Genomic DNA, 21,227 nt, shown 5'->3' with positions numbered 1-21,227 from the left:
CAAACCGAACAATGAATAACAAGGGATACATATACGGAGGCGTACTCTGCGGAATCATTCTTATGTTGATGGCTGCCAACCTGTTGCTTGGGGCAGTAGACATCCCGGCGAGTGCCGTGGCAGACATTCTCTGCGGACGCGGGACGGAAAAGGAAACGTGGAGTTTCATCGTGTGGGAGTCGCGCTTTCCGCAGTGTATCACCGCATTGCTCTGTGGGGCGGCGCTCTCGGCGTCGGGACTGATGCTGCAAACGGTATTCAACAATCCGCTTGCCGACTCGTCTATCCTCGGCATCAGTTCGGGTGCCAGCTTGGGCGTGGCGTTAGTGATGCTCGCCGGAGGCGGAACCATTGCTACGGGAGCATTCACCCTTTCGGGATTTGTTTCGGTGATACTGGGTGCGTTTCTCGGAGCTGCGTGCATCCTCGGCATCATTCTTTTCCTGTCTACCGTGATAAAAAACAGTGTCATGCTGCTTATCGCAGGCATCATGATTGGCTATGTTTCTTCATCGCTCATCTCGCTGCTCAACTTTTTCGCCACGGCGGAAGGTGTACACTCATACACGATATGGGGACTCGGTAATTTCGGAGGCGTGTCGTTAGAGCAGTTGCCGGCTTTCTCGGCAATGGTCGTGGCGGGTCTCATCGTAGCCGTATTGCTTATCAAGCCGCTGAACGCCTTGCTGCTGGGTACTCGTTATGCAGAAAACTTGGGAGTCAACATCCGCCGCGTCCGTAACCTACTGCTGATTGCTACGGGCTTGCTCACGGCGGTTACCACCTCGTTCTGCGGTCCGGTATCGTTTATCGGGCTTGCCGTGCCTCACATCGCCCGACTGATGTTGGGGACATCGAACCACAACTCTCTGCTGCCCGTCACCCTGCTTACCGGAAGCGCCGTTGCCCTGCTCTGTAATCTGGTTTGCATCTTGCCCGGCGAGGCGGGTATCATTCCGCTGAATGCCGTGACACCGATACTGGGAGCGCCGGTCATTATCTACGTCATTGTAAACCAACGCAAAATTCAATATTTCAACTGAGATGGAACAGCAGGCTATTGTCATCGAGGGGAAAGACCTCAGCATTGGGTATCGGAAGGGGAAAGTAACGAAGTACGTACACCGCCACTTGAATTTCGTATTGCGCCGGGGTGAGCTGACTTGCCTTTTGGGTGCCAACGGGACGGGAAAGTCGACGTTGCTGCGCACGCTGGCTGCCGCGCAATCGGCGTTGGGGGGTGAACTGAACCTGCTCGGCAGAAAGATAGGTGCATACACGGAACGCGAACGCTCACGCACCATCGGAGTGGTACTGACCGACAAGACGCAAGCCGGGGGACTGACCGTGTATGAACTGGTGGCACTGGGACGCCAACCTCACACGGGATTCTTCGGACGGTTGCGGCAGACAGACAAAGACATCATCCGCCATGCCCTGCAAGCTGTGGGCATCACCGATAAGGCCAGCCAATACACAGCGGAGCTTTCCGACGGCGAGCGGCAGAAGGTAATGATAGCCAAAGCGTTGGTTCAAGAGTGTCCGCTCATCTTGCTCGACGAGCCTACCGCTTTCCTTGACGTGGTGAGCCGCATCGAAATCATGACCTTGCTTCACCGGCTTGCCGAAGAAGAGCAGAAAGCCATCCTGCTGTCTACCCACGACATCGAGCAGGCACTTGTACTTGCCGACCGCCTTTGGCTGCTCACTCCCGAAAACGGAATGGAGTGTGGCGTAACCGAGGACTTGATACTGAATAACCGGATGGATACACTCTTTGCCCGACAGAACAGCCGCATCCGTTTCGACCTGACGCATGGGGTGTTCTCTCCTACTGTCGGAGGGAAAAAATCCATTCGCTTGAATGCGGCAAACGAAGTGTTGGAACACTGGACACAAAACGCACTGAACCGTCGCAACTATTTCTGCCTGCCTGACGAAACTGCGTATGCTTCCCTGCCGCTTTTAACCGTGGTTTCTCCGCAGCGTATCAAACTGACTGTGGAGGGGCAGACCATCGTATTCCGCTCGTTCGACCAGCTCCTGCAAACGCTGTAAACCTCCCCTCACCAAATAAATTTTCTGTTTTTTTAGACGACAGAAACAAAAGCTTTTGTTACTTTTGCATAAAATGAGATTTTTATGATAAAAGTCATTCAAGTTAACGGAACAGAAAAACACCTCTACGAATTAGTCGCCCCCTTAGTCATGAACCCCAAAGTTCTTAACTATAACAATGACTACCCCTTTAAGACCGGAGAGAAATTTATCTGGTTTATCGCGCTTTCCGATGAAGAAGTCATTGGATTTATGCCCATGGAAGAAAGAGGGAAACAATGGATTATCAACAACTATTATATTAATCCCGAAGCTGAAGAAAAAGTTTTCAAAGCCCTGCTGAAAGCCATTGGCAAATTCAAGATGAAAGACAAAGAACTGACTGCCGTGGTGCAGAAACAACATAAAAACTATTTTAGCGACCAACATTTTGAAACGATAAAAGAATGGAAAATCTATATCAAAATGATATATACCAAAAAGAAAAAAGATGAACCAGAACAGCAGTAATCCCCTAAAAAAAAACGTATACGAACTGGCTCAGGAAAGATTGGATATCATCTTTAAAGAATTTGATAATGTGTATATTTCTTTCTCCGGCGGGAAAGACAGCGGAGTTTTACTTAATTTATGCATAGATTATATCCGTAAACATAATCTGAAAACCAAGCTGGGCGTGTTTCATTTGGACTACGAAATACAATATAAGATGACTATTGATTACGTAGACCGTATTTTAGAAGCCAACAAAGATATATTAGACGTATACCGTGTTTGCGTACCGTTTCGCGTACGGACGTGTACTTCCATGTACCAAAAGTATTGGAGGCCGTGGGAAGAAAGCATGAGAAACCTGTGGGTACGACCGATGCCCAAAAACGTAATGACGGAAAAAGATTTTCCGTTCCTGAAAGAAAGAATGTGGGATTACGAATTCCAACTGAAGTTTGCTTCGTGGCTCCACAAAAAGAAAAAAGCAGTACGCACCGCCTGCTTGGTAGGCATCCGCACGCAGGAGAGTTACAACCGCTGGCGAACCATTTACGGCAGCAGTAAATCACAGCTTTACCACCATTATCAATGGAGTTACAAGATAGCCAACGATGTGTTTAATTTTTATCCGATATTCGACTGGAAAACTACGGATATATGGACGGCAAACGGACGGTTCGGATGGGATTACAACAAGTTGTATGACCTTTACTATCAGGCGGGGGTAAACATCGAGCGCCAGCGTGTGGCAAGCCCGTTCATCAGCGAGGCAATCGAAAGCCTTCACCTGTATAAATGCATCGACCCCGACACGTGGGGAAAAATGATAAGCCGCGTAAACGGGGTGAACTTTACAGGCATTTACGGAACGACATACGCCATGGGACGAAGTACTCTGAAGCTACCTCAAGGGCATACATGGGAATCGTACATGAAATTCTTGCTCTCTACCCTGCCCGAAGAAACGCGCCGCAACTACCTGAGCAAGCTGCACACCAGCATCAAGTTCTGGCGCACGAAAGGAGGATGCCTCAGCGACGAGACCATACAGAAACTCATCGACCTGAAGATTCCGATCGAAGTACGTAATACTTCGAATTACAAAACCACCAAAAGACCCGTGATGATGGAGTATCTGGACGATATCAATATTCCGGAATTCCGCGAAATACCTACTTACAAACGCATGTGTCTTTGTATCCTGCGTAACGACCATGCCTGCAAGTATATGGGTTTTGCACTGACCAAGCAGGAAAGCAAAATGAAAGACTATATTCTGAAACAATATAAAGATATATGGACGTAAAAGAAGAAGATATAAAAAGTCCGGTATACAACGTACGCGCTGTACCGGTAGACAAAGTAGTGGCAAACGACTACAACCCCAACGTGGTGGCTCCTCCCGAAATGAAGTTGCTGGAGCTGTCTATCTGGGAAGACGGTTTTACAATGCCTTGCGTATGTTATTACGACAAAGACAACGATAAATATATCATCGTAGACGGATTTCACCGTTACACCGTACTGAAAACCTCGAAGCGCATCTACGAACGTGAAAAGGGGTTACTGCCGGTAGTGGTTATCGACAAGGACTTATCGCACCGCATGGGGTCGACGATCCGGCACAACCGTGCCCGCGGTACGCACGACATCGGTTTGATGACCCACATCGTGGCTGAACTGACCCGCGCCGGCATGTCGGACGCATGGATCATGAAAAACATCGGCATGGACAAAGACGAACTGCTCCGCCTGAAGCAAGTATCCGGACTGGCTTCGCTATTCGCACACGCTGATTTCTCTATACCTGAACCCAAAGAAGAGATACCGGAGGATAACGACGACTAAAACAGAAAGGCACGCAACCATGAAGAAAATAGGATTACTGTCAGACACACATGCGTATTGGGACGAACGGTATTTGAAATATTTCAACGACTGTGATGAGATTTGGCACGCGGGCGACATCGGCTCAATAGACATCGTGGAACGCTTGCAGGCATTCCGCCCCTTGCGTGCCGTTTACGGAAACATCGACGGACAAGACATCCGCCGCCTTTTTCCTGAAACCGACCGCTTTACCGTAGAGGGGGCTGACGTGATAATGAAGCACATAGGAGGCTATCCCGGCAAATATGACCCCTCCATCCGGGGGACACTGCTGGTACATCCGCCCAAACTTTTCATAAGCGGACATTCACACATCCTGAAAGTAAAATACGACAAAACGCTGGGGATGCTCCACATTAATCCCGGAGCTGCCGGAAAATACGGATTCCACAAAGTACGCACTTTGGTACGTTTTAACATCGATGCAGGCACATTCAGTGACCTCGAAGTTATCGAATTAAGCGATTAAAACTAAAAAATTCTTGCTTCTTCCGAAAAACTTTACGAAATTTGCAGACCAAAAGAGAAATCCTACTATATGAAAACTTATTTAGTGACAGGAGCAGCAGGCTTCATTGGAGCCAATTACCTGAAATACATGTTGGCTAAATATGACAATATCAAGATAGTCGTACTCGACGCGCTGACTTATGCAGGCAATCTGGAAACAATAGCTAAAGACGTTGATAACGAACGCTGCTTTTTCATAAAAGGCAATATCTGCGACCACGACTTGGCAGATCGTCTCTTCAGCGAATACAAATTTGATTACATCGTAAACTTCGCTGCCGAGAGCCATGTAGACCGTAGCATAGAAACGCCACAATTATTTTTACAAACAAACATCTTAGGAACCCAAAACTTACTTGACGCTGCACGCCGGGCATGGGTTACAGGAAAAGATGAAAGCGGCTATCCTACGTGGAGAAAAGGCGTACGCTTTCACCAAGTGTCTACTGACGAGGTGTATGGCTCGTTAGGAGCGGAAGGCTTCTTTACTGAAGATACTCCCATTTGTCCGCACAGCCCGTACAGCGCATCGAAAGCAAGCGCCGACCTCATCGTCATGGCGTATCGCGATACGTATAAAATGCCGGTTACGATTACGCGCTGCTCTAACAACTACGGCCCGTATCACTTCCCCGAAAAATTAATACCGCTCATTATCAAAAATATTCTGGAAGGCAAACGGCTTCCGGTGTATGGAGACGGTTCTAACGTGCGCGACTGGCTGTACGTAGAAGACCACTGCAAGGCGATTGACCTCGTGGTAACAAAGGGAAAGGACGGCGAAATATATAACGTGGGCGGACACAATGAGAAGCAGAATATTGAAATCGTCAAACTGACTATCGCCACCATCCATCGGTTAATGACCGAATATCCGGAATACCGCAAGATATTGAAGAAAAAGGAGTTTAACGAGAACGGAGAAATCAACATCGACTGGATAAACGATTCGCTCATTTCGTTTGTAAAAGACCGTCTGGGGCACGACCAACGTTATGCCATCGATCCGACCAAGATTACAAACGAACTGGGTTGGTATCCTGAAACCAAGTTTGAGGACGGTATCGTGAAGACCATCGAATGGTATCTGAATAACCAAGCGTGGGTGAAGAACGTAACGAGTGGCGATTACCAGAATTACTACGAAAACATGTATAAAAACCGATAACGGCTGAGGATAAGAGCTGCCGACACTGGGTACATACACCATAAAAAGCGACCGGAATGAAGAAACAGAAATATTCATTCCGGTCGCTTTTTCATGACACCGTGCTTAAAACTGACGATGCTTATTTTCAACCATTTCCGGTATGGTCAGACAGTTAAGGAACTCTAACGGTTGAACCGGTTGGCGCTACGGGTAGAATCAGTCAATCCTACCGCATGGGATGCCCTACCCTAACCGAAGCGTTTTCGGGGATATGCTTAAAGCGCAAGACGGCGCAGGCGGATACGCAGATTAGCCAGCTCAGCATCGGCATGTGACGACGACGCATCGTGGCGCTTCACACGGATGGTGTGTTGCTTTCCGGTAAATGCCGCAGGAAGCGTAAGGTCTTGACGGTAAACCACTTGCTTTTCCGCCGGACGCAACAGATACGTCGCCTTGTCCTCAAAACGGTTATACGAGCGGAGCACGATGCGGTTATTGCCCTTTACAAGCTGAAGAACCAGCTTCTCTTTACGGAACTTGCAGCGGTAGGGATTAAGATGTTTCATCACCAATTTGCCGTTCAAGAATACTTCAATGCCGTTTCCGGCACCTACTTCCATCACCACGCGCTGGGCACGAGTGGCATGTACGTCTTGCATGACGAAACATGACGACAGGATGTCGGCATCAAACTCGTCTTGTTCCTTGTCTGTCGGCTCCCACTTGCCTCCCCGCACGGGCGGATTCTGCAAATCGGCAGTCAGCGTCGACGGAGAGTCAAACAGTCCGCTACCCTCCTTGCAAATGTAGCGCTGCCCCCATGTAAGTTCGGTGGCAGGAAACAGCCGCAACGCATCTACTTTTCCCTTATCGAGCGTCACTTCGTAATTCTTTCCGTCGATAGAGAGGTCGATTGTCTTACCCACCTCCTCATCGGTATAAACCAGTTCCAACTGTTTGAATACAATCTGTTCAAAATTCCAGCTGTACCCTATCGTGCTGCGGTAATTGCTGTAATAATCAAAACATGAGTAGCTGTAAGCCGGAGTAGCGTTTTGGGCGGTAAGCGACATGCTCCGCACCATACCTGCCGGCTGGGGTTTTACGTCGCGGTCAAACTCCAGACGCAATACGTGATATACCGAATCTTTGTATGCCGAAGCCGGTACGGTCAGTTCGATGTCGTCGCCGTATTGCAGGTAAGTAGCCATTTTGCCGTCGCCTTTTTTCAAAGTACATCCCGGTAAGTGGAGGTGTATTTTCCCGTCAGCCGGATACTCGCCCGTGGAGAAAAGATACAGATGATTTCCTTTCCGTGTCACGCTTCCCCACGCAAACGATTCGTTGAAAGGCGATGCTTCGGTATCGTAAAGGGCATATCCGTTACGCTCTAACCAACGTCCCATGCGCGTAAGCACCTCCACTTCAAAAGGAACCAGCGAGCCGTCGCCCCGCGGTCCGATATTCAGCAGAAAGTTTCCGCCGTGTGAAACCACGTTTATCAGACTTTTCAGTTTTTCACGCACTTTCTCTTTCACGTCTCCCCGCTTCTGCCACGAGCGGTAACTCCATGTCTCGTCAAACATCGAAGCCGCCGTCTGCCATGCGGTTTGCAGTGCCGATTCGGGATAAGCATTGTCGCCCATCACACAAAAATCGTACTGGTCGTTTCCCAAGCGTCCGCTCACCATGCAGTCGGGCTGCAATTCATGTACCAGCCGGTATAACTCGCGGCTCTGTTCGGGCGTGTTCGAACCCATGTCAAACCACAGTTCAGAGATGTCTCCATAGTTGGTCAGCAGTTCGCGGAGCTGAGCCTTCGAAAACTCATGATGGGCAGGAGGTATGAAATCGGCATTATGTCCCGACATGGAAGAACCCGGAAAATGCCAGTCGATAAGCGAATAATACAAACCGAAACGAAGTCCCGCCCGACGACATGCTTCTGAAAGTTCACGAACAAAATCGCGGTGACAGGGAGTAGCATCTACGCTGTTATATCCGGTAGTCGAAGTACGAAACATACAGAACCCGTCGTGATGTTTCGAAGTAAACACGATGGAGCGCATCCCCGCCCGCTTTGCCAGTGCAGCAACAGAGTCGGCATTAAATTCCACGGGATTAAAACGCTCTGCCAGCGCCTCGTAGTCTTCCTTGTTTATCGGTGCGAATGCTTGGATTTGCTCGCTATACCCGCTCGTAACGGGCTGTCCGTTCCACACCCCTGCGGGCAACGAGTAAAGTCCGAAGTGAATAAACATCGAATACTTGCTTCCGTGCCACGTCCGAAAGGCTTCCGGCGATATCTGCGCTTGTACTGCCACAAGCAAAGACAAAGCGCATAGCGTGATAAAAAATCGTTTCATGGTGTCTGCTTTTGTTGCAAAGGTAATATAAAAAAAGTAAAGATATCGGACTAATTATAGAAATATAATGCAGAATATCGGCAGGCAGCATAAAAGTGTTCGAAAAAAAATTGTAAGTTTGCGATACATTCTAATTATAAACAACAAAACAGCACTATGAGAAAACTTATGTTTTTTGTAGCTGCCTTGCTGATATGCCACGTAGCACAAGCACAATATTTTTGCACCAGCGAGGGCAGCGAACTGCATTACGTGAATTACGATGAAGTGGGACAAAGCACTTCAAACGAAACAATCACAGTAAAAAACGTACAGCGTGAAGGAAACACTGTAAAGGCAAGTTACTACGACAAAATCGTTACCACGAAAGCCAAAAACAACACAAGCTACACGCTTTTTAACTGGAGCTACGACGGAACTGCAACGACGTGTACCGAGGACTTGATGTACGGACCTTATATTGCTTCCGATTCCGACCCTGCCAGATACAACGAAGCCGCACGGTTGGGATTGCTGGAGGACAAAAAATTCAAGGGTGACAATTCGTTTACTTTACTGAACGAAGCACAGGCGGGAACAGCGATACCCGACCGTCATTACCAGCTTATACAAAACATGCTGAAAAACGAAATAACCATATCCGGCGCATCGTATATGGGACGGGAACAGGTAAGCACCACGGCAGGAAAGTTCGACTGTGTGAAGATTTCGTATCTGAAACGTACCAAGATTGTTCTGAAATCGACCAACGTGCGTGTTACCGAGTGGTATGCCAAAGGTATCGGACTGGTGAAATCGGAAACGTACGATATGGAAGGTGCACTGAAAGCAAAAACCATGTTGGTTAAGAAGAATATCAAATAACGGAAGACAGCATCCCCTTCCGACGCATTGCCGGAGAATGACAATTTAATCCATCAGAATATAAAAATAGTCCAATATAGGCGTGTAACAAGCGTATAACGCCTATTTTCGGATTATATTCGCATTGTTTAAGACTCTTATTGCACCCGAATAAGAGTCTTTTCTTTTGTTTTGCATAAAGGAAACACGAAGAACAACTCCTTAATTTTTTAACATGAAAAAGACATTTTTATTTATCGCATTCATTCTTACCTGCTGGACAGGAAATTTTGTTTACGGAAAAAATTTCACGGCAACATCGCCCGACAAACAGCTGAAGGTGGAAGTGACAGACGGAGGTGACTTGCTGACATACTCCGTATATCATAAAAACTCTCTTATAGTAAAAAACTGCGAGATAGGTTTAGTAGGACTTGACGAGCCTCTTATCGCCGGGACGGTGGCAAAAGTGGTTTCCGAAAAGTCGAAAAATGTTATTCAGGAAATAGAATCGCCTTTCTACCGCTTCAAGTCGTTTCGTACGGAATGTAACGAAATGAACTTGAAGCTGAAAGGAGATTGCGGCGTGGTGTTCAGGGTGTATAACGAGGGGGTGGCTTACCGCTTTTATACTACTGCCGGAAAGAATAAAGAAATTATCATTGCCGGCGAGACTGCCGAATTTAACTTTGCCGGAGATTATACAGCTTACCTGCCTTATACCACCAATGAAGAAAAACCGATGGCAATGGCTTTTCAGAATACTTACGAGGTAAAACCGCTGTCGGAAGCACGCAAACAGTTGGCGTTTCTGCCCGTAACGGTGGATTGCAACGGAGTGAAGGTTACGATTTTAGAGTCGGATTTGGAGGCTTATCCGGGCATGTTTGTCGAACCGACGGGCACGAACGGGCTGAAAGGGGTATTTGCTCCGTATCCGAAAAGTTATGATTATTATCCGTGGCGGAAGCAGAAGTACGTTACCGGGACAGAGAATTACATTGCCCGCGTACGGGGTACGCGCGACTATCCGTGGCGTATCTTGGCGGTGACGGAAAACGATACCGAGATGCCGGTCAACAACTTGGTGTATGCGTTGGCTTCGCCCAACCGCATCGGCGATTACAGCTGGGTGAAGCCCGGCAAGGTGGCTTGGGAGTGGTGGAACGACTGGAATCTGAAGGGTGTTCCGTTTGCTACGGGCATCAACATGGAAACGTATAAATATTATATCGACTTTGCATCGAAGCAGGGACTGGAGTACATCGTGATGGACGAAGGATGGTACGACCCGAAAAGTGGTGACATGCTGACTACCATCCCTGCCATCGACTTGCCCGAACTGGTGGCTTACGGCAAGAGCAAAGGCGTGGAAATCGTATTGTGGACGGTGTTCAACGTATTAGACGACCAGTTGGAGGCTGCCTGCAAGAAGTATTCGGAGATGGGTATCAAGGGATTCAAGGTAGACTTCCTTGACCGCGATGACCAGACTGCCGTGGAGATGGCTTACCGCATTGCCGAAAAAGCTGCCGAATATAAACTGATACTTGATTATCACGGCATCTACAAGCCTACGGGGATGAACCGCACGTATCCTAACGTGGTGAATTACGAAAGCGTATTCGGCATGGAAGAGGTGAAATGGGGCAAGGTAGAAAGAAACATGCCGCTTTACGATGTTACTTTCCCGTACATCCGCATGATGGCAGGACACGTAGATTATACGCCGGGTGCCATGCGCAACGCTACGAAACGCGACTTCCAGCCGATGTATTACACGCCCATGAGCATGGGTACACGTGCCCACCAGCTGGCTTCCTACATTGTTCACGATTCGCCTTTCATAATGCTGTGTGACGCACCTACCAATTACGCCAACGAACAGGAATGTACCGACTTCATCAGTTCACTCCCGGTAGAGGTTGACTCGACCTTCATCGCAGCGGGCAAACTGGGTGAATATATTGTTACCGTTAGAAAAAAAGATTTAAACTGGTATGTGGGAGGGTTGACCAATTGGGATGAGCGAACACTAACGGTCGCATTTTCATTCCTCCCCGAAGGCAGGACTTACCGCTGCACGCTGATAAAAGACGGCATCAATGCTTCGAAGCAGGCAGAAGATTACGTATGTCAGCAGATAAGCGTAACGCGCGACACCCGGCTGGATATTCATTTGGCTTCGGGCGGTGGGTTCGCTCTCAAGTTAGAACCTGAGTTTGTCAGCGATACGCATCCGACGGCAGTTCCGGCAGGAAAAAACATTCCGGATTTTTACAAGAAATATTTAGATGTAGACGGGCTGTACATCGTTTCATCAGACAAGGTGCGCGATGAAGCCTTACTGAAAGCATACGAGGTGGTATCACTGATGCTTGCCAAACGTCCGGACGTAAAGAAACACATGGCGGAGCGGGGCTGTCACGTCATGATATTGGGCGAAAAGGAAGAGGTATGCGACCTCCCGGAGTATGCTCACATCTGCGACACGCCCGAAAACATCGCTTTCTGGAACAAGCGTGCCCGCGGATTCGGGGGTGCACCCGAAGATACGCTGTCGGCAAGTTTCGGCGAGGAGAACGTACTGGCATTGCCGGGCGACCGTTACGAGGGCGAAAGCATCATGGTGCATGAGTTTTCTCACCTTATCCACACGGTGGGTATCGCCGAAGTAGAGCCGGACTTTAACGAACGCTTGGAAGCGTGCAGGCAGAATGCCATCCGCAAGGGGTTGTGGAAAGATACGTACTGCATCAGCAACAAGGAGGAGTATTTTGCCGAGTGTGTCCAGTCGTTTTTCAACTGCAACCGCTATGCCGAGCCGGCAGACGGGGTGCATAACGCCATGAACCGCCGCACGAAGCTGAAAGCATACGACCCCGACATGTACCAGTTACTGAAAGAATATTTCTACGAACTTGATTTGCCTCTGTATAACGAGGTTCATCCTTAACTCTATTGATAAAACTTTACTGTTATGAACAAACTGATATACACGCTTTTCCTGACGGGTAGTTTCCTTGCATCGCAGGCTCAGGAAATCCGATGGAACACGCCGGGAGCTGGTAATCCTTTCATCCCCGGCTATTTTGCCGACCCTACGGTGAAGAAGTTCGGCGACACGTATTATATCTATGCCACCACCGACGGCAGCGGAGCGGGATTCGGTCCTTCGCAACTGTGGTGCAGCAAGGATTTTGAGAACTGGACGCTCATGCCCATGAACTGGCCCGACAGCCATTGGATTTGGGCGCCGGACGTAATGCAGCATACCGACGGAACGTACCGCCTGTTTTACTGCCAGCCGTGCAACCTCTACGAAGGGGTGGCAGAAACGCCGCGCGGCCCGTGGAAAAACATTTTGGGCGAAAGCGAGGCAGTACTGGTTCCCGACCGTTTCGTAAAGAATGCCATCACGCTGGACGGGCAGACGTTCGTCGACGACGATGGGTCGGTGTATCTTTACTGGGGTACGTGGGGCATTTACAAGGGATTCGGCTGCGGAGCCGGAAAGATGACTCCTGACCTGAAGGGATTCACCGAAACACGTCTGATTCCGAACACCGAGGTGACCGACTTTTTCGAAGCTCCTTTCGTGATGAAAAAAGACGGCGTATATTATTTTATGTATTCGTCCGACTCGTGTCACGACAGTACGTATCACGTACAGTATGCCACGGCTACTCATCCTTTAGGCCCTTACACGTATAAGGGTACGATACTGAAAACTTCTGCCGACGGAACGATTCACGGACCGGGGCATCACAGCATACTGAAAGAGGGAAACGATTACTACATTGTATATCACCGCCACGATAACCCCCACTCTACACGCGGATTCCACCGTCAGGTATGTATCGACCGACTGACGTTTAACGCCGACGGAACGATTCAGCCCATCGAAGGAACGCACAGCGGCGTAGGGCGGTTTGCCAAGAGTGTGCTGACCTCGAAGAATCTGGCATTCGGAAAGCCCGTAAAGGCTTCTTCGTATTACGATGAGAACTTCCTTCCCGAATATGCCGTAGACGATAATAACGGAACGCTGTGGCGTCCGCTCACGATGGGTCAGGAATGGATTGAAATCGACTTGCAGCGTGAAGAAACCATCCGTACCGTTTGGACGCAATTCGAGTACGGCACGTCGTATTATCAGTATGTTATCGAAACATCGACCGACGGAAAACATTGGAGCATCTTTGCCGACCGCCGTTCGAACTACTTGGCAGGCAGTCCGATGGTCGACTTTGGGAAAGTAAAGGCGCGTTACGTGCGTCTCACCACCACGGGCACACAGAAAAACGGATTTGCCGGTGCGCTGTGGAACATCAAGGTGTTCGGGGCTTATGAGACTTCTTCTCCGCAACTGTGGATGGGACTTTCGGGAGCCGACTGGAATGGTACGGAGTGGCGGAACGACGGCGGTATGTTGGGCGGTTCGTTCCAACTGAAAGCAGGACAGGTTAGCCTCCAACGCATCGACGGGCAGGAAGCTATCGTTCTGAGTCCGGGAAGCGTGTTGGAATATACGTCTCCGGTCCTGACGAAAGACCGCGAACACACTGCCAGCGTATGGAAACACGAAAACGGCAAATGGACATCGGTGAGTGCCGATGGTTACCTGACTACGGACGGAGTTCGCATCGAAGCAGGGACAGAGCCTCTGACGCTGACCAACTTCAGATATTATAACTGGAAACAGGAGGAAGCAGAAAAGCAGTATGACGCTACTACGGGATTAGTGCGTATAGAGCCTTCGGCACGCCACAAACAAGGATTGGTGGTTTCGGTCGATGCCAACGATTTTACCGCCGGCGATACCGTGATGTATATTCTCAACAAGGGAATGGAGGGAGTATTCGAATCGCAGAACGAGCCTGTCGTGGTAGAAGAGATGCAAGGCAAGAAAGCCTTCCGTTTCGACGGCAAGCAGTATTTCCGTTCCGGATTCCCGCTTCCCGCCACGCTGCGCGACAATGCGCCTTATACGCTCGAAGCATGGATACTGAATCCGGAAGTGGCAGAAAACGAATGTGTGGCAGACTTTACGAGCAGTCACGATGAATTAGAGAAAATCATGCTTATCAGCGGAACAGAACCCCGCTGCGGCATAGTGAACCACTACGGATGGTATGAAGACGTAGGATTCAAGGAGGCTGCCGCAAACGCCGGACAATGGCTGCACGTGTATGTATGTTTCGACGGACGAACGGAATGTGTCTATGTAAACGGAAAACTTATCAGCAGTAAAGACATCCAGTTATTGATAAAACCGATACAATTTGTAACTTTGGGACGAAATGCAGAAGGCGAATGGGCTTTCAGCGGTTATCTGCATTCGCTCAAGTTGTGGGATGAATACATTCCTTATAAGAAAGAACATTAATTATTATAATCCATTTAACCATGAAGAAACTAATGATTTCAGCTTTGCTCTTCTCGATAACGTTCGGAGGAGTATATGCACAAAAGAAAACCACAGCTCACGGTTATCCCATCGACCCCGTGCCTTTTACTTCGGTAAAGGTTACCGACTCGTTTTGGGGACAACGGTTGAAAGCGAGCCGCGAAACCACTATCCCGCTGGCGTTCAGCAAGTGTGAGGAAACGGGACGTTATAAAAACTTCGAAATGGCTGCTCATCCCAGCGAATCGAACAAAGTGACCGGATATTCGTTCGACGATACAGATGTATATAAAACCATCGAAGGAGCGAGCTATCTGCTCCAGACTTATCCTGACAAGAAGTTGCAGAAATACATCGACAGTGTATTGGTTATCGTAGCCGCCGCACAGGAACCGGACGGTTATCTGTATACGGCACGTACCATGAACCCGAAGCATCCGCACGAATGGGCAGGCAGCAAACGCTGGGAAAAGGTGGAGGAACTGAGCCACGAATTTTATAACCTCGGACACATGGTTGAGGGTGCCATCGCGCATTATCAGGCTACCGGAAAGCGCAATTTCCTTGATATTGCCATCCGTTATGCCGACTGTGTGTGCCGTGAAATCGGCGACGGACCGAACCAAGTGGTACGTGTTCCCGGACACCAGATTGCTGAAATGGCATTGGCTAAACTCTATCTTGTAACCGGTGATGAGAAATACTTGAAACAGGCCAAGTTCTTCCTCGACAAACGCGGATATACTTCACGCCGCGATGAGTATAGCCAAGCTCACAAACCGGTTGTCGAACAAGATGAAGCGGTAGGTCATGCCGTACGTGCCGCTTACATGTATGCCGGAATGGCAGACGTGGCTGCACTGACGGGAGATACGTCGTACGTACATGCCATCGACCGCATCTGGGATAACATCGTAGGCAAAAAGTTGTATATAACGGGCGGTATCGGAGCGACCAGCAACGGTGAAGCGTTTGGTGCCAACTACGAACTGCCTAACATGTCGGCTTACTGTGAAACGTGTGCTGCCATCGGAAACGTGTATGTAAACTACCGCCTTTTCCTGCTTCACGGCGATTCGAAGTATTACGATGTACTGGAGCGTACGCTGTATAACGGATTGATTTCGGGCGTGTCGCTCGACGGTGGCGGATTCTTCTACCCCAACCCGCTGGAGTCAATGGGCCAGCATCAGCGCCAGCCGTGGTTCGGATGCGCCTGCTGTCCGTCTAACATCTGCCGTTTCATTCCTTCACTGCCGGGATACGTGTATGCAGTTAAAGACAAAAATGTATATGTAAACCTGTTTATGGCAAACGAGGCTACGCTCGAAGTAAACGGAAAGAAGGTGTCGCTGAAACAAACCACATCGTATCCGTGGAACGGCGACATCGCTATCCAAGTAGACCGTAACGCTGCCGGACAGTTCGCCATGAAGATTCGTATTCCGGGATGGGTGCAGAATCAGGTGGTGCCAAGCGACCTTTATACGTACACCGACGGGTTGCGTCCGAAGTATTCGGTTAAGGTGAACGGCGAGGAAGTGAAAGCCGATTTGCAACAGGGTTATTTCACCATCGACCGCAAATGGAAGAAAGGCGACAAGGTAGAGGTGCATTTCGATATGGAAACCCGTACGGTGAAAGCCAATAACAAGGTGGAAGCCGACCGTGGACGCATCTCGGTAGAAAGAGGTCCGATAGTTTACTGTGCCGAATGGCCTGATAACGATTTCGATGTGTTGAGCGTACTGATGAACCGCACACCGAAATTTGAGGTAGTCAGCAAGCCCGACCTGCTTTACGGAATCAACCAAATCAAGACGCAAGCCCAGACACTGGAGTACGACGATAACGGACGCCTCGTAGCGAAAGACCATACGCTGACACTTATCCCGTATTATGCTTGGGCGCACCGGGGAGCGGGAAACATGGCAGTATGGTTGCCCAACGAGGTAAGCGCTACGCGCCCCACGGCTATTCCTACATTGGCTTCGAAGAGCAAGGTAGACGCTTCACATAAGGTATCGTCATTGTCATCCATTACCGACGGACTGGTTCCGAAAGATGAAAACGACCGTACCATTCCTTACTATCACTGGTGGCCCAAAGAAGGCACTACGGAATGGATTTCCTACGAATTTCCTGAAGAGATGACCGTTTCAAGTGCTACCGTTTACTGGTACGACGATGCTCCGTGGGGAGGATGCCGTGTTCCGAAGACTTGGAAGATTTACTATAAAGATGCTTCGGGCAACTGGACGCCGGTAGATAATCTGAACGAGTATGGCGTACGGAAGGGTAATCCGAACACTGTCGACTTTGAACCTGTAAAAACGAAAGCGGTGAAGTTAGAGGTGGTTCAACCTGAAAAGAACTCTTCCGGACTTTATGAATGGGAAGTGAAATAAATAAATGATTCGTATTATGTTGCCGATGATACAGATGAGCGAAAATACTCTTTGTATCATCGGTATTCTTTAGTAAAACAGCATGAAACATATCGCATCAATCGGAATTGCCCTTCTTACCGGGGGCATGGCACTGGCGCAGGGCACGGTGGAGGATTACAACCGTGCATACGAGCTGCGCGAAAAGTACAATTCGAAACATGTATTTTACAGCAATGTGAATCCGCAGTGGATAGATGGTACAAACCTGTTCTGGTATGTGCGTAATACGCCCGAAGGAAATGAATACGTAAAGGTAGATGCCGGCAAACAGAAACGAACGGCTCTGTTCGACCAGCAGAAGCTATCGGCTGCCCTCGAAAGCAGTACGGGGAAAGACATCGACCCGATGCAACTGCCTATCCAGCGTTGCCACGTTACGCCGGGGGCGGACACCCTGCGCTTTGTGTATGAGGGCAAACGCTGGTGTTTCGACATCCGCCGGAATCGCCTGACGGACGAGGGACAGCTCCCAGCTCCGGGACGTCAGCGTCACTGGATGGAGGTAGACGACGAGAAGGGCGGAGCGCCGGTTACATCGCCCGACGGCAAGTATGTGGCTTTCATTAAAAATGATAACATCTGCGTGCGCGAAGTGGCTACCGGAAAAGAAACGCAGTTGAGTCAAGACGGAACGCCGGGCAATTATTATTCATCGTACATTCAGTGGTCGCCCGACTCGAAGCTGGTGGCTGCTTTCCGCATCCGTCCTGCCCAAAAGCGTTACGTATATTATGTGGAATCTTCGCCCGCCGATCAGCTTCAACCGAAATTACATAAGCAAGAGTATGCAAAGCCGGGTGATGAGCTGGCATTTAAAGTGCCTTGCATCTATGGCGTGGAGAATGGCAAACGGCTGATTCCGTCGACTGATTTATTCAGTCATCAGTATGAAATCTATGCGTTGCAGTGGAACAGCGACAGCAAGGGAATTACTTTCGAATATAACGAACGCGGACATAAGGTTTACCGCGTACTCGAAGTCTCTGCCGAGGATGGCAGCGTGCGCCCGCTCATCGAAGAGAAAGAAGAGAAATATGTAAACTATCCGCGCATTTTCCGCCATTTTTTGGCAGACGGCAAACGTATCATCTGGTCGAGCGAACGGGATAATTACAACCACTTGTACATGTACGACCGTGCCACGGCTCGCCCCACGCATCAGATTACGAAGGGGGAATGGTATGTGCGCGAGGTGCAATACGTGGATGAGGAAAACCAACAGATTTACTTCTCGGCTAACGGGATGAACAAGGATGAAGACCCGTACCTGATTCATTATTACCGCATCGGGTTCGACGGCAAGGGACTGACGGCGCTCACTCCGGAGGAGGGAATGCACAAGGCTTGGTATTCATCGGACTATAAATACTTGGTGGATGTTTACTCGAAAGTAGACCAAGCGCCCGTTGCCGTGGTTCGCAGTGCTGCCGACGGGAAAATAGTCATGCCCTTAGAGAAGGCAGACATCGCGCAACTGACTGCCAACGGATGGAAGGCTCCGGAGGTGTTTACAGCCAAAGGGCGTGACGGAAAAACCGACATGTGGGGCATCATTTACCGCCCGTCGAACTTCGACCCTGCAAAGAAGTATCCGGTTATCGAATATATTTATTCAGGTCCGGGCGACCAATATGTTCCGAAAACGTTTTCTTCGTATAACTGGTGGATGACGTCGCTCGCCGAACTGGGCTTCATCGTGGTTCAGGTAGACGGCATGACTACTTCGTTCCGCTCGAAAGAGTTTGAAGAGGTATGTTACAAGAACCTGAAGGACGCCGGACTGCCCGACCATATCGCATGGATAAAGGCTGCCGCCCAAAAGTATCCGTATATGGATATCGACCGCGTGGGTATCTTCGGATGCTCGGCAGGTGGACAAGAATCGACTACTGCCGTACTGCTTCATCCGGAGTTCTATAAGGCTGCTTACTCGGCTTGCGGCTGCCACGATAACCGTATGGATAAAATCTGGTGGAACGAGTTGTGGATGGGTTATCCGGTAGACGACTCGTATAAGGAATGTTCGAATATGGAAAATGCGCACTTGCTCCAGCGTCCGCTCATGTTAGTGGTAGGCGAGATGGATGATAACGTTGACCCGGCTTCGACCATGCAGGTGGTCAACGCGCTTATCAAGGCGAACAAAGATTTTGAACTGGTGGTTATCCCCGGTGCACACCACACGATGGGTGAAGATTTCGGCGAACACAAACGTTATGATTTCTTCGTGCGGAATCTGATAGGAGTTAATCCGCCTGCATGGAGCGAGGTGAATACCGGAACCCGTTAGTGTTCTGCTTTCTCCTCTCCCACAAGGAAACGGCAAGCCCGCGTCATGCGCCGGATTTCTCCGGACAGGCATGACGCGGGCTTCTTGTTATTTTATCGCACCCGGCAGACTATTATAATTTTACTTTCTTTGATACCGACTTCGATTCGTTGTGCAGGCGGTCGAGTGCAGTAACTACGTAACGGTATTTCGTCCGCCCATCTTCATACGGCAGTTTATAATATGTATCGCGCGTAACGGCTACGATATGCGAAGGGTCGTTCAGGTTGACTTTCTCTTTCCGGTCGAAGCGGTAAACCACGTACTGTACGGCGCGGTCCATCTCGGTCTTTGCCTTCGGAGCCGTCCAGAACAAGATGTATCCGTCTTCCGTCCAAACGGGTTTTACCTTACGCACCTTACCGGGAGCCTTATCGTCGATAAAAGGTGAGGTGGGAGGCAAAGCCGGATATTTATGATACTTGTTTACAAGCATATCGCGGTAGCGTCCTTTATTCTCGACCACGGCTGCAGCATACCACAGGCAACTGCCGCTTATGGTGGGCAGCGAACGCTGGAGACTGAACTTTGCGGGAATCTGGCTCTGTGAAGGATTCTGAAGGTCGGCAGCCGCAACGGTACGCCCTACGTCCTGACCGATGTACAGCGGACGGGCTGCGGCGTTTTTCGCCCACCAGCGCACCAGCGTATCGTAATCGGCAGCGGCATGTCCTATTTCCCAATATACCTGCGGAATGTTATAGTCTACCCAACCGTTGTTTACCCACAGCAGCACGTCAGCATACAGGTCGTCGTAATTCTGAAGTCCGCGCGTACGGCTTCCGTTCGGGTCGCTTTTCTGATTGCGGTAGATGCCGAAAGGCGACACACCGAATTTTACCCACGGCTTTACCTCGCGCACAGCCTCGTGTAATTCTTTTATCAGGATATTCACATTATCGCGCCGCCAGTCGTCACGGTGGATAAAACCGCGTCCGTATGCCGCAAAGCTCAAATCGTCGGGAAACGACTCGCCGGGCACGGGATAGGGATAGAAATAATCGTCCATGTGGATGGCATCGATGTCGTAACGGTTCACGATGTCGCGCACTATCTTACAGATGTAGTGACGGGATTCGGGAAGTCCGGGGTCGAAATAAAGCTGACCTCCGTAGCTTACGAACCATTCGGGATGCTTCTTATAAGGATGCAGGGGCGAGAGGGCGGTAGTTCCTTTCGTCTTGGCACGATAAGGATTTATCCACGCATGAAGTTCCATCCCGCGTTTATGACACTCTTCCACCATAAACGCAAGCGGGTCCCATGCAGGCGAAGGGGCTTTACCCTGCACGCCGGTAAGGAAACGGCTCCACGGCTCGTAGGGCGAACGGTAGAGGGCATCCGCCTCGGCACGCACCTGAAATATCACGGCATTGATGCCTGCCTGACGCAGGTTATCGAGCTGGGAGATAAGCATTTTTTGCATTTTCTCCGTAGGCATCCCCTGAAACTGTCCGTTTACACACTGAATCCATGCTCCGCGAAATTCCCGCTTGGGGTATCGCTCGGAAGCACGGGAGACCGTCACACCAAGAAAAATAAAAAGTATGAATGAGAGTAATACTTTCGTTTTCATCATGAATAGGTTTAAAAATCTGTTTTTAGTTTATATATAACGGCAAAGATAGGGAAAAAACCAAAGCAGCTACCGATTTATCTGTAAAAAAGGAAATATCGGCACGACTATACCCAAAAAACAAAGCGGGTTACCACAACGATATCCGTC

At 49.5% G+C, this 21,227-nt stretch carries 14 protein-coding genes; 12 read left to right on the top strand and 2 right to left on the bottom strand.

Annotated elements, in window-relative coordinates:
* Nucleotides 1-11 precede the first annotated feature (11 nt).
* The 7 genes from H9626_RS10380 to rfbB all read left to right on the top strand — a co-directional run bounded on the left by H9626_RS10380 (nt 12) and on the right by rfbB (nt 6,118).
* On the top strand, nt 12-1,043 hold the full coding sequence (locus H9626_RS10380; RefSeq protein ID WP_191710458.1) for an iron chelate uptake ABC transporter family permease subunit: 1,032 nt from the start codon (nt 12-14) through the stop codon (nt 1,041-1,043).
* A gap of 1 nt (nt 1,044) precedes the next feature.
* The gene (locus H9626_RS10375; RefSeq protein ID WP_191710457.1) at nt 1,045-2,058 is read left to right on the top strand and encodes an ABC transporter ATP-binding protein; all 1,014 of its coding nucleotides are present in this window, start codon (nt 1,045-1,047) and stop codon (nt 2,056-2,058) included.
* Nucleotides 2,059-2,142: 84 nt separating this feature from the next.
* Nucleotides 2,143-2,568, top strand: coding sequence for a hypothetical protein (locus H9626_RS10370; protein WP_191710456.1), 426 nt, complete (start codon nt 2,143-2,145; stop codon nt 2,566-2,568).
* On the top strand, nt 2,549-3,856 hold the full coding sequence (locus H9626_RS10365) for a DUF3440 domain-containing protein (protein ID WP_191710455.1): 1,308 nt from the start codon (nt 2,549-2,551) through the stop codon (nt 3,854-3,856). The genes H9626_RS10370 and H9626_RS10365 overlap by 20 nt, the downstream gene beginning before the upstream one ends.
* The gene (locus tag H9626_RS10360) at nt 3,847-4,398 is read left to right on the top strand and encodes an IbrB-like domain-containing protein (protein ID WP_191710454.1); all 552 of its coding nucleotides are present in this window, start codon (nt 3,847-3,849) and stop codon (nt 4,396-4,398) included. Before H9626_RS10365 ends, H9626_RS10360 begins: the two co-directional genes overlap by 10 nt.
* 19 nt (nt 4,399-4,417) lie before the next feature.
* The gene (locus H9626_RS10355; RefSeq protein WP_191710453.1) at nt 4,418-4,909 is read left to right on the top strand and encodes a metallophosphoesterase family protein; all 492 of its coding nucleotides are present in this window, start codon (nt 4,418-4,420) and stop codon (nt 4,907-4,909) included.
* Between the two features lie 69 nt (nt 4,910-4,978).
* Entirely contained in the window at nt 4,979-6,118 is a 1,140-nt protein-coding gene (gene rfbB, locus H9626_RS10350; protein WP_191710452.1) for a dTDP-glucose 4,6-dehydratase, read from the top strand.
* A gap of 257 nt (nt 6,119-6,375) precedes the next feature.
* On the opposite strand, the gene H9626_RS10345 is transcribed toward rfbB, so the two are convergent.
* A complete protein-coding gene (locus H9626_RS10345; protein ID WP_191710451.1) occupies nt 6,376-8,469 on the bottom strand; it encodes an alpha-L-fucosidase in 2,094 nt (697 codons plus the stop codon).
* 156 nt (nt 8,470-8,625) lie between these two features.
* Between H9626_RS10345 and H9626_RS10340 the strand changes: the two genes are divergently transcribed.
* The 5 genes from H9626_RS10340 to H9626_RS10320 all read left to right on the top strand — a co-directional run bounded on the left by H9626_RS10340 (nt 8,626) and on the right by H9626_RS10320 (nt 19,462).
* Nucleotides 8,626-9,333 (top strand): TapB family protein, encoded by a 708-nt coding sequence (locus H9626_RS10340; protein ID WP_191710450.1) that lies wholly within the window; start codon nt 8,626-8,628, stop codon nt 9,331-9,333.
* A gap of 214 nt (nt 9,334-9,547) precedes the next feature.
* Entirely contained in the window at nt 9,548-12,268 is a 2,721-nt protein-coding gene (locus H9626_RS10335; protein WP_191710449.1) for a retaining alpha-galactosidase, read from the top strand.
* Between the two features lie 24 nt (nt 12,269-12,292).
* Entirely contained in the window at nt 12,293-14,701 is a 2,409-nt protein-coding gene (locus tag H9626_RS10330) for a family 43 glycosylhydrolase (protein WP_191710448.1), read from the top strand.
* Nucleotides 14,702-14,721: 20 nt separating this feature from the next.
* Complete coding sequence (locus H9626_RS10325; RefSeq protein WP_191710447.1) at nt 14,722-17,130, top strand: glycoside hydrolase family 127 protein; 2,409 nt, start codon at nt 14,722-14,724, stop codon at nt 17,128-17,130.
* An 82-nt stretch (nt 17,131-17,212) separates the two neighbouring features.
* Nucleotides 17,213-19,462, top strand: a complete 2,250-nt coding sequence (locus H9626_RS10320; protein ID WP_191710446.1) for a S9 family peptidase — start codon at nt 17,213-17,215, stop codon at nt 19,460-19,462.
* A gap of 112 nt (nt 19,463-19,574) precedes the next feature.
* Here the strand turns inward: H9626_RS10320 and H9626_RS10315 are convergent, their stop codons facing one another.
* Nucleotides 19,575-21,077, bottom strand: coding sequence for a glycoside hydrolase family 10-like protein (locus H9626_RS10315; RefSeq protein ID WP_178257111.1), 1,503 nt, complete (start codon nt 21,075-21,077; stop codon nt 19,575-19,577).
* Nucleotides 21,078-21,227: the final 150 nt, after the last annotated feature.

It is taken from the genome of Phocaeicola faecium, from assembly GCF_014837055.1.
Lineage (GTDB): Bacteria > Bacteroidota > Bacteroidia > Bacteroidales > Bacteroidaceae > Phocaeicola > Phocaeicola gallinarum.
Note: the sequence above shows the minus strand (reverse complement) of the source record. Positions and strands in the feature narration are given on the sequence as shown.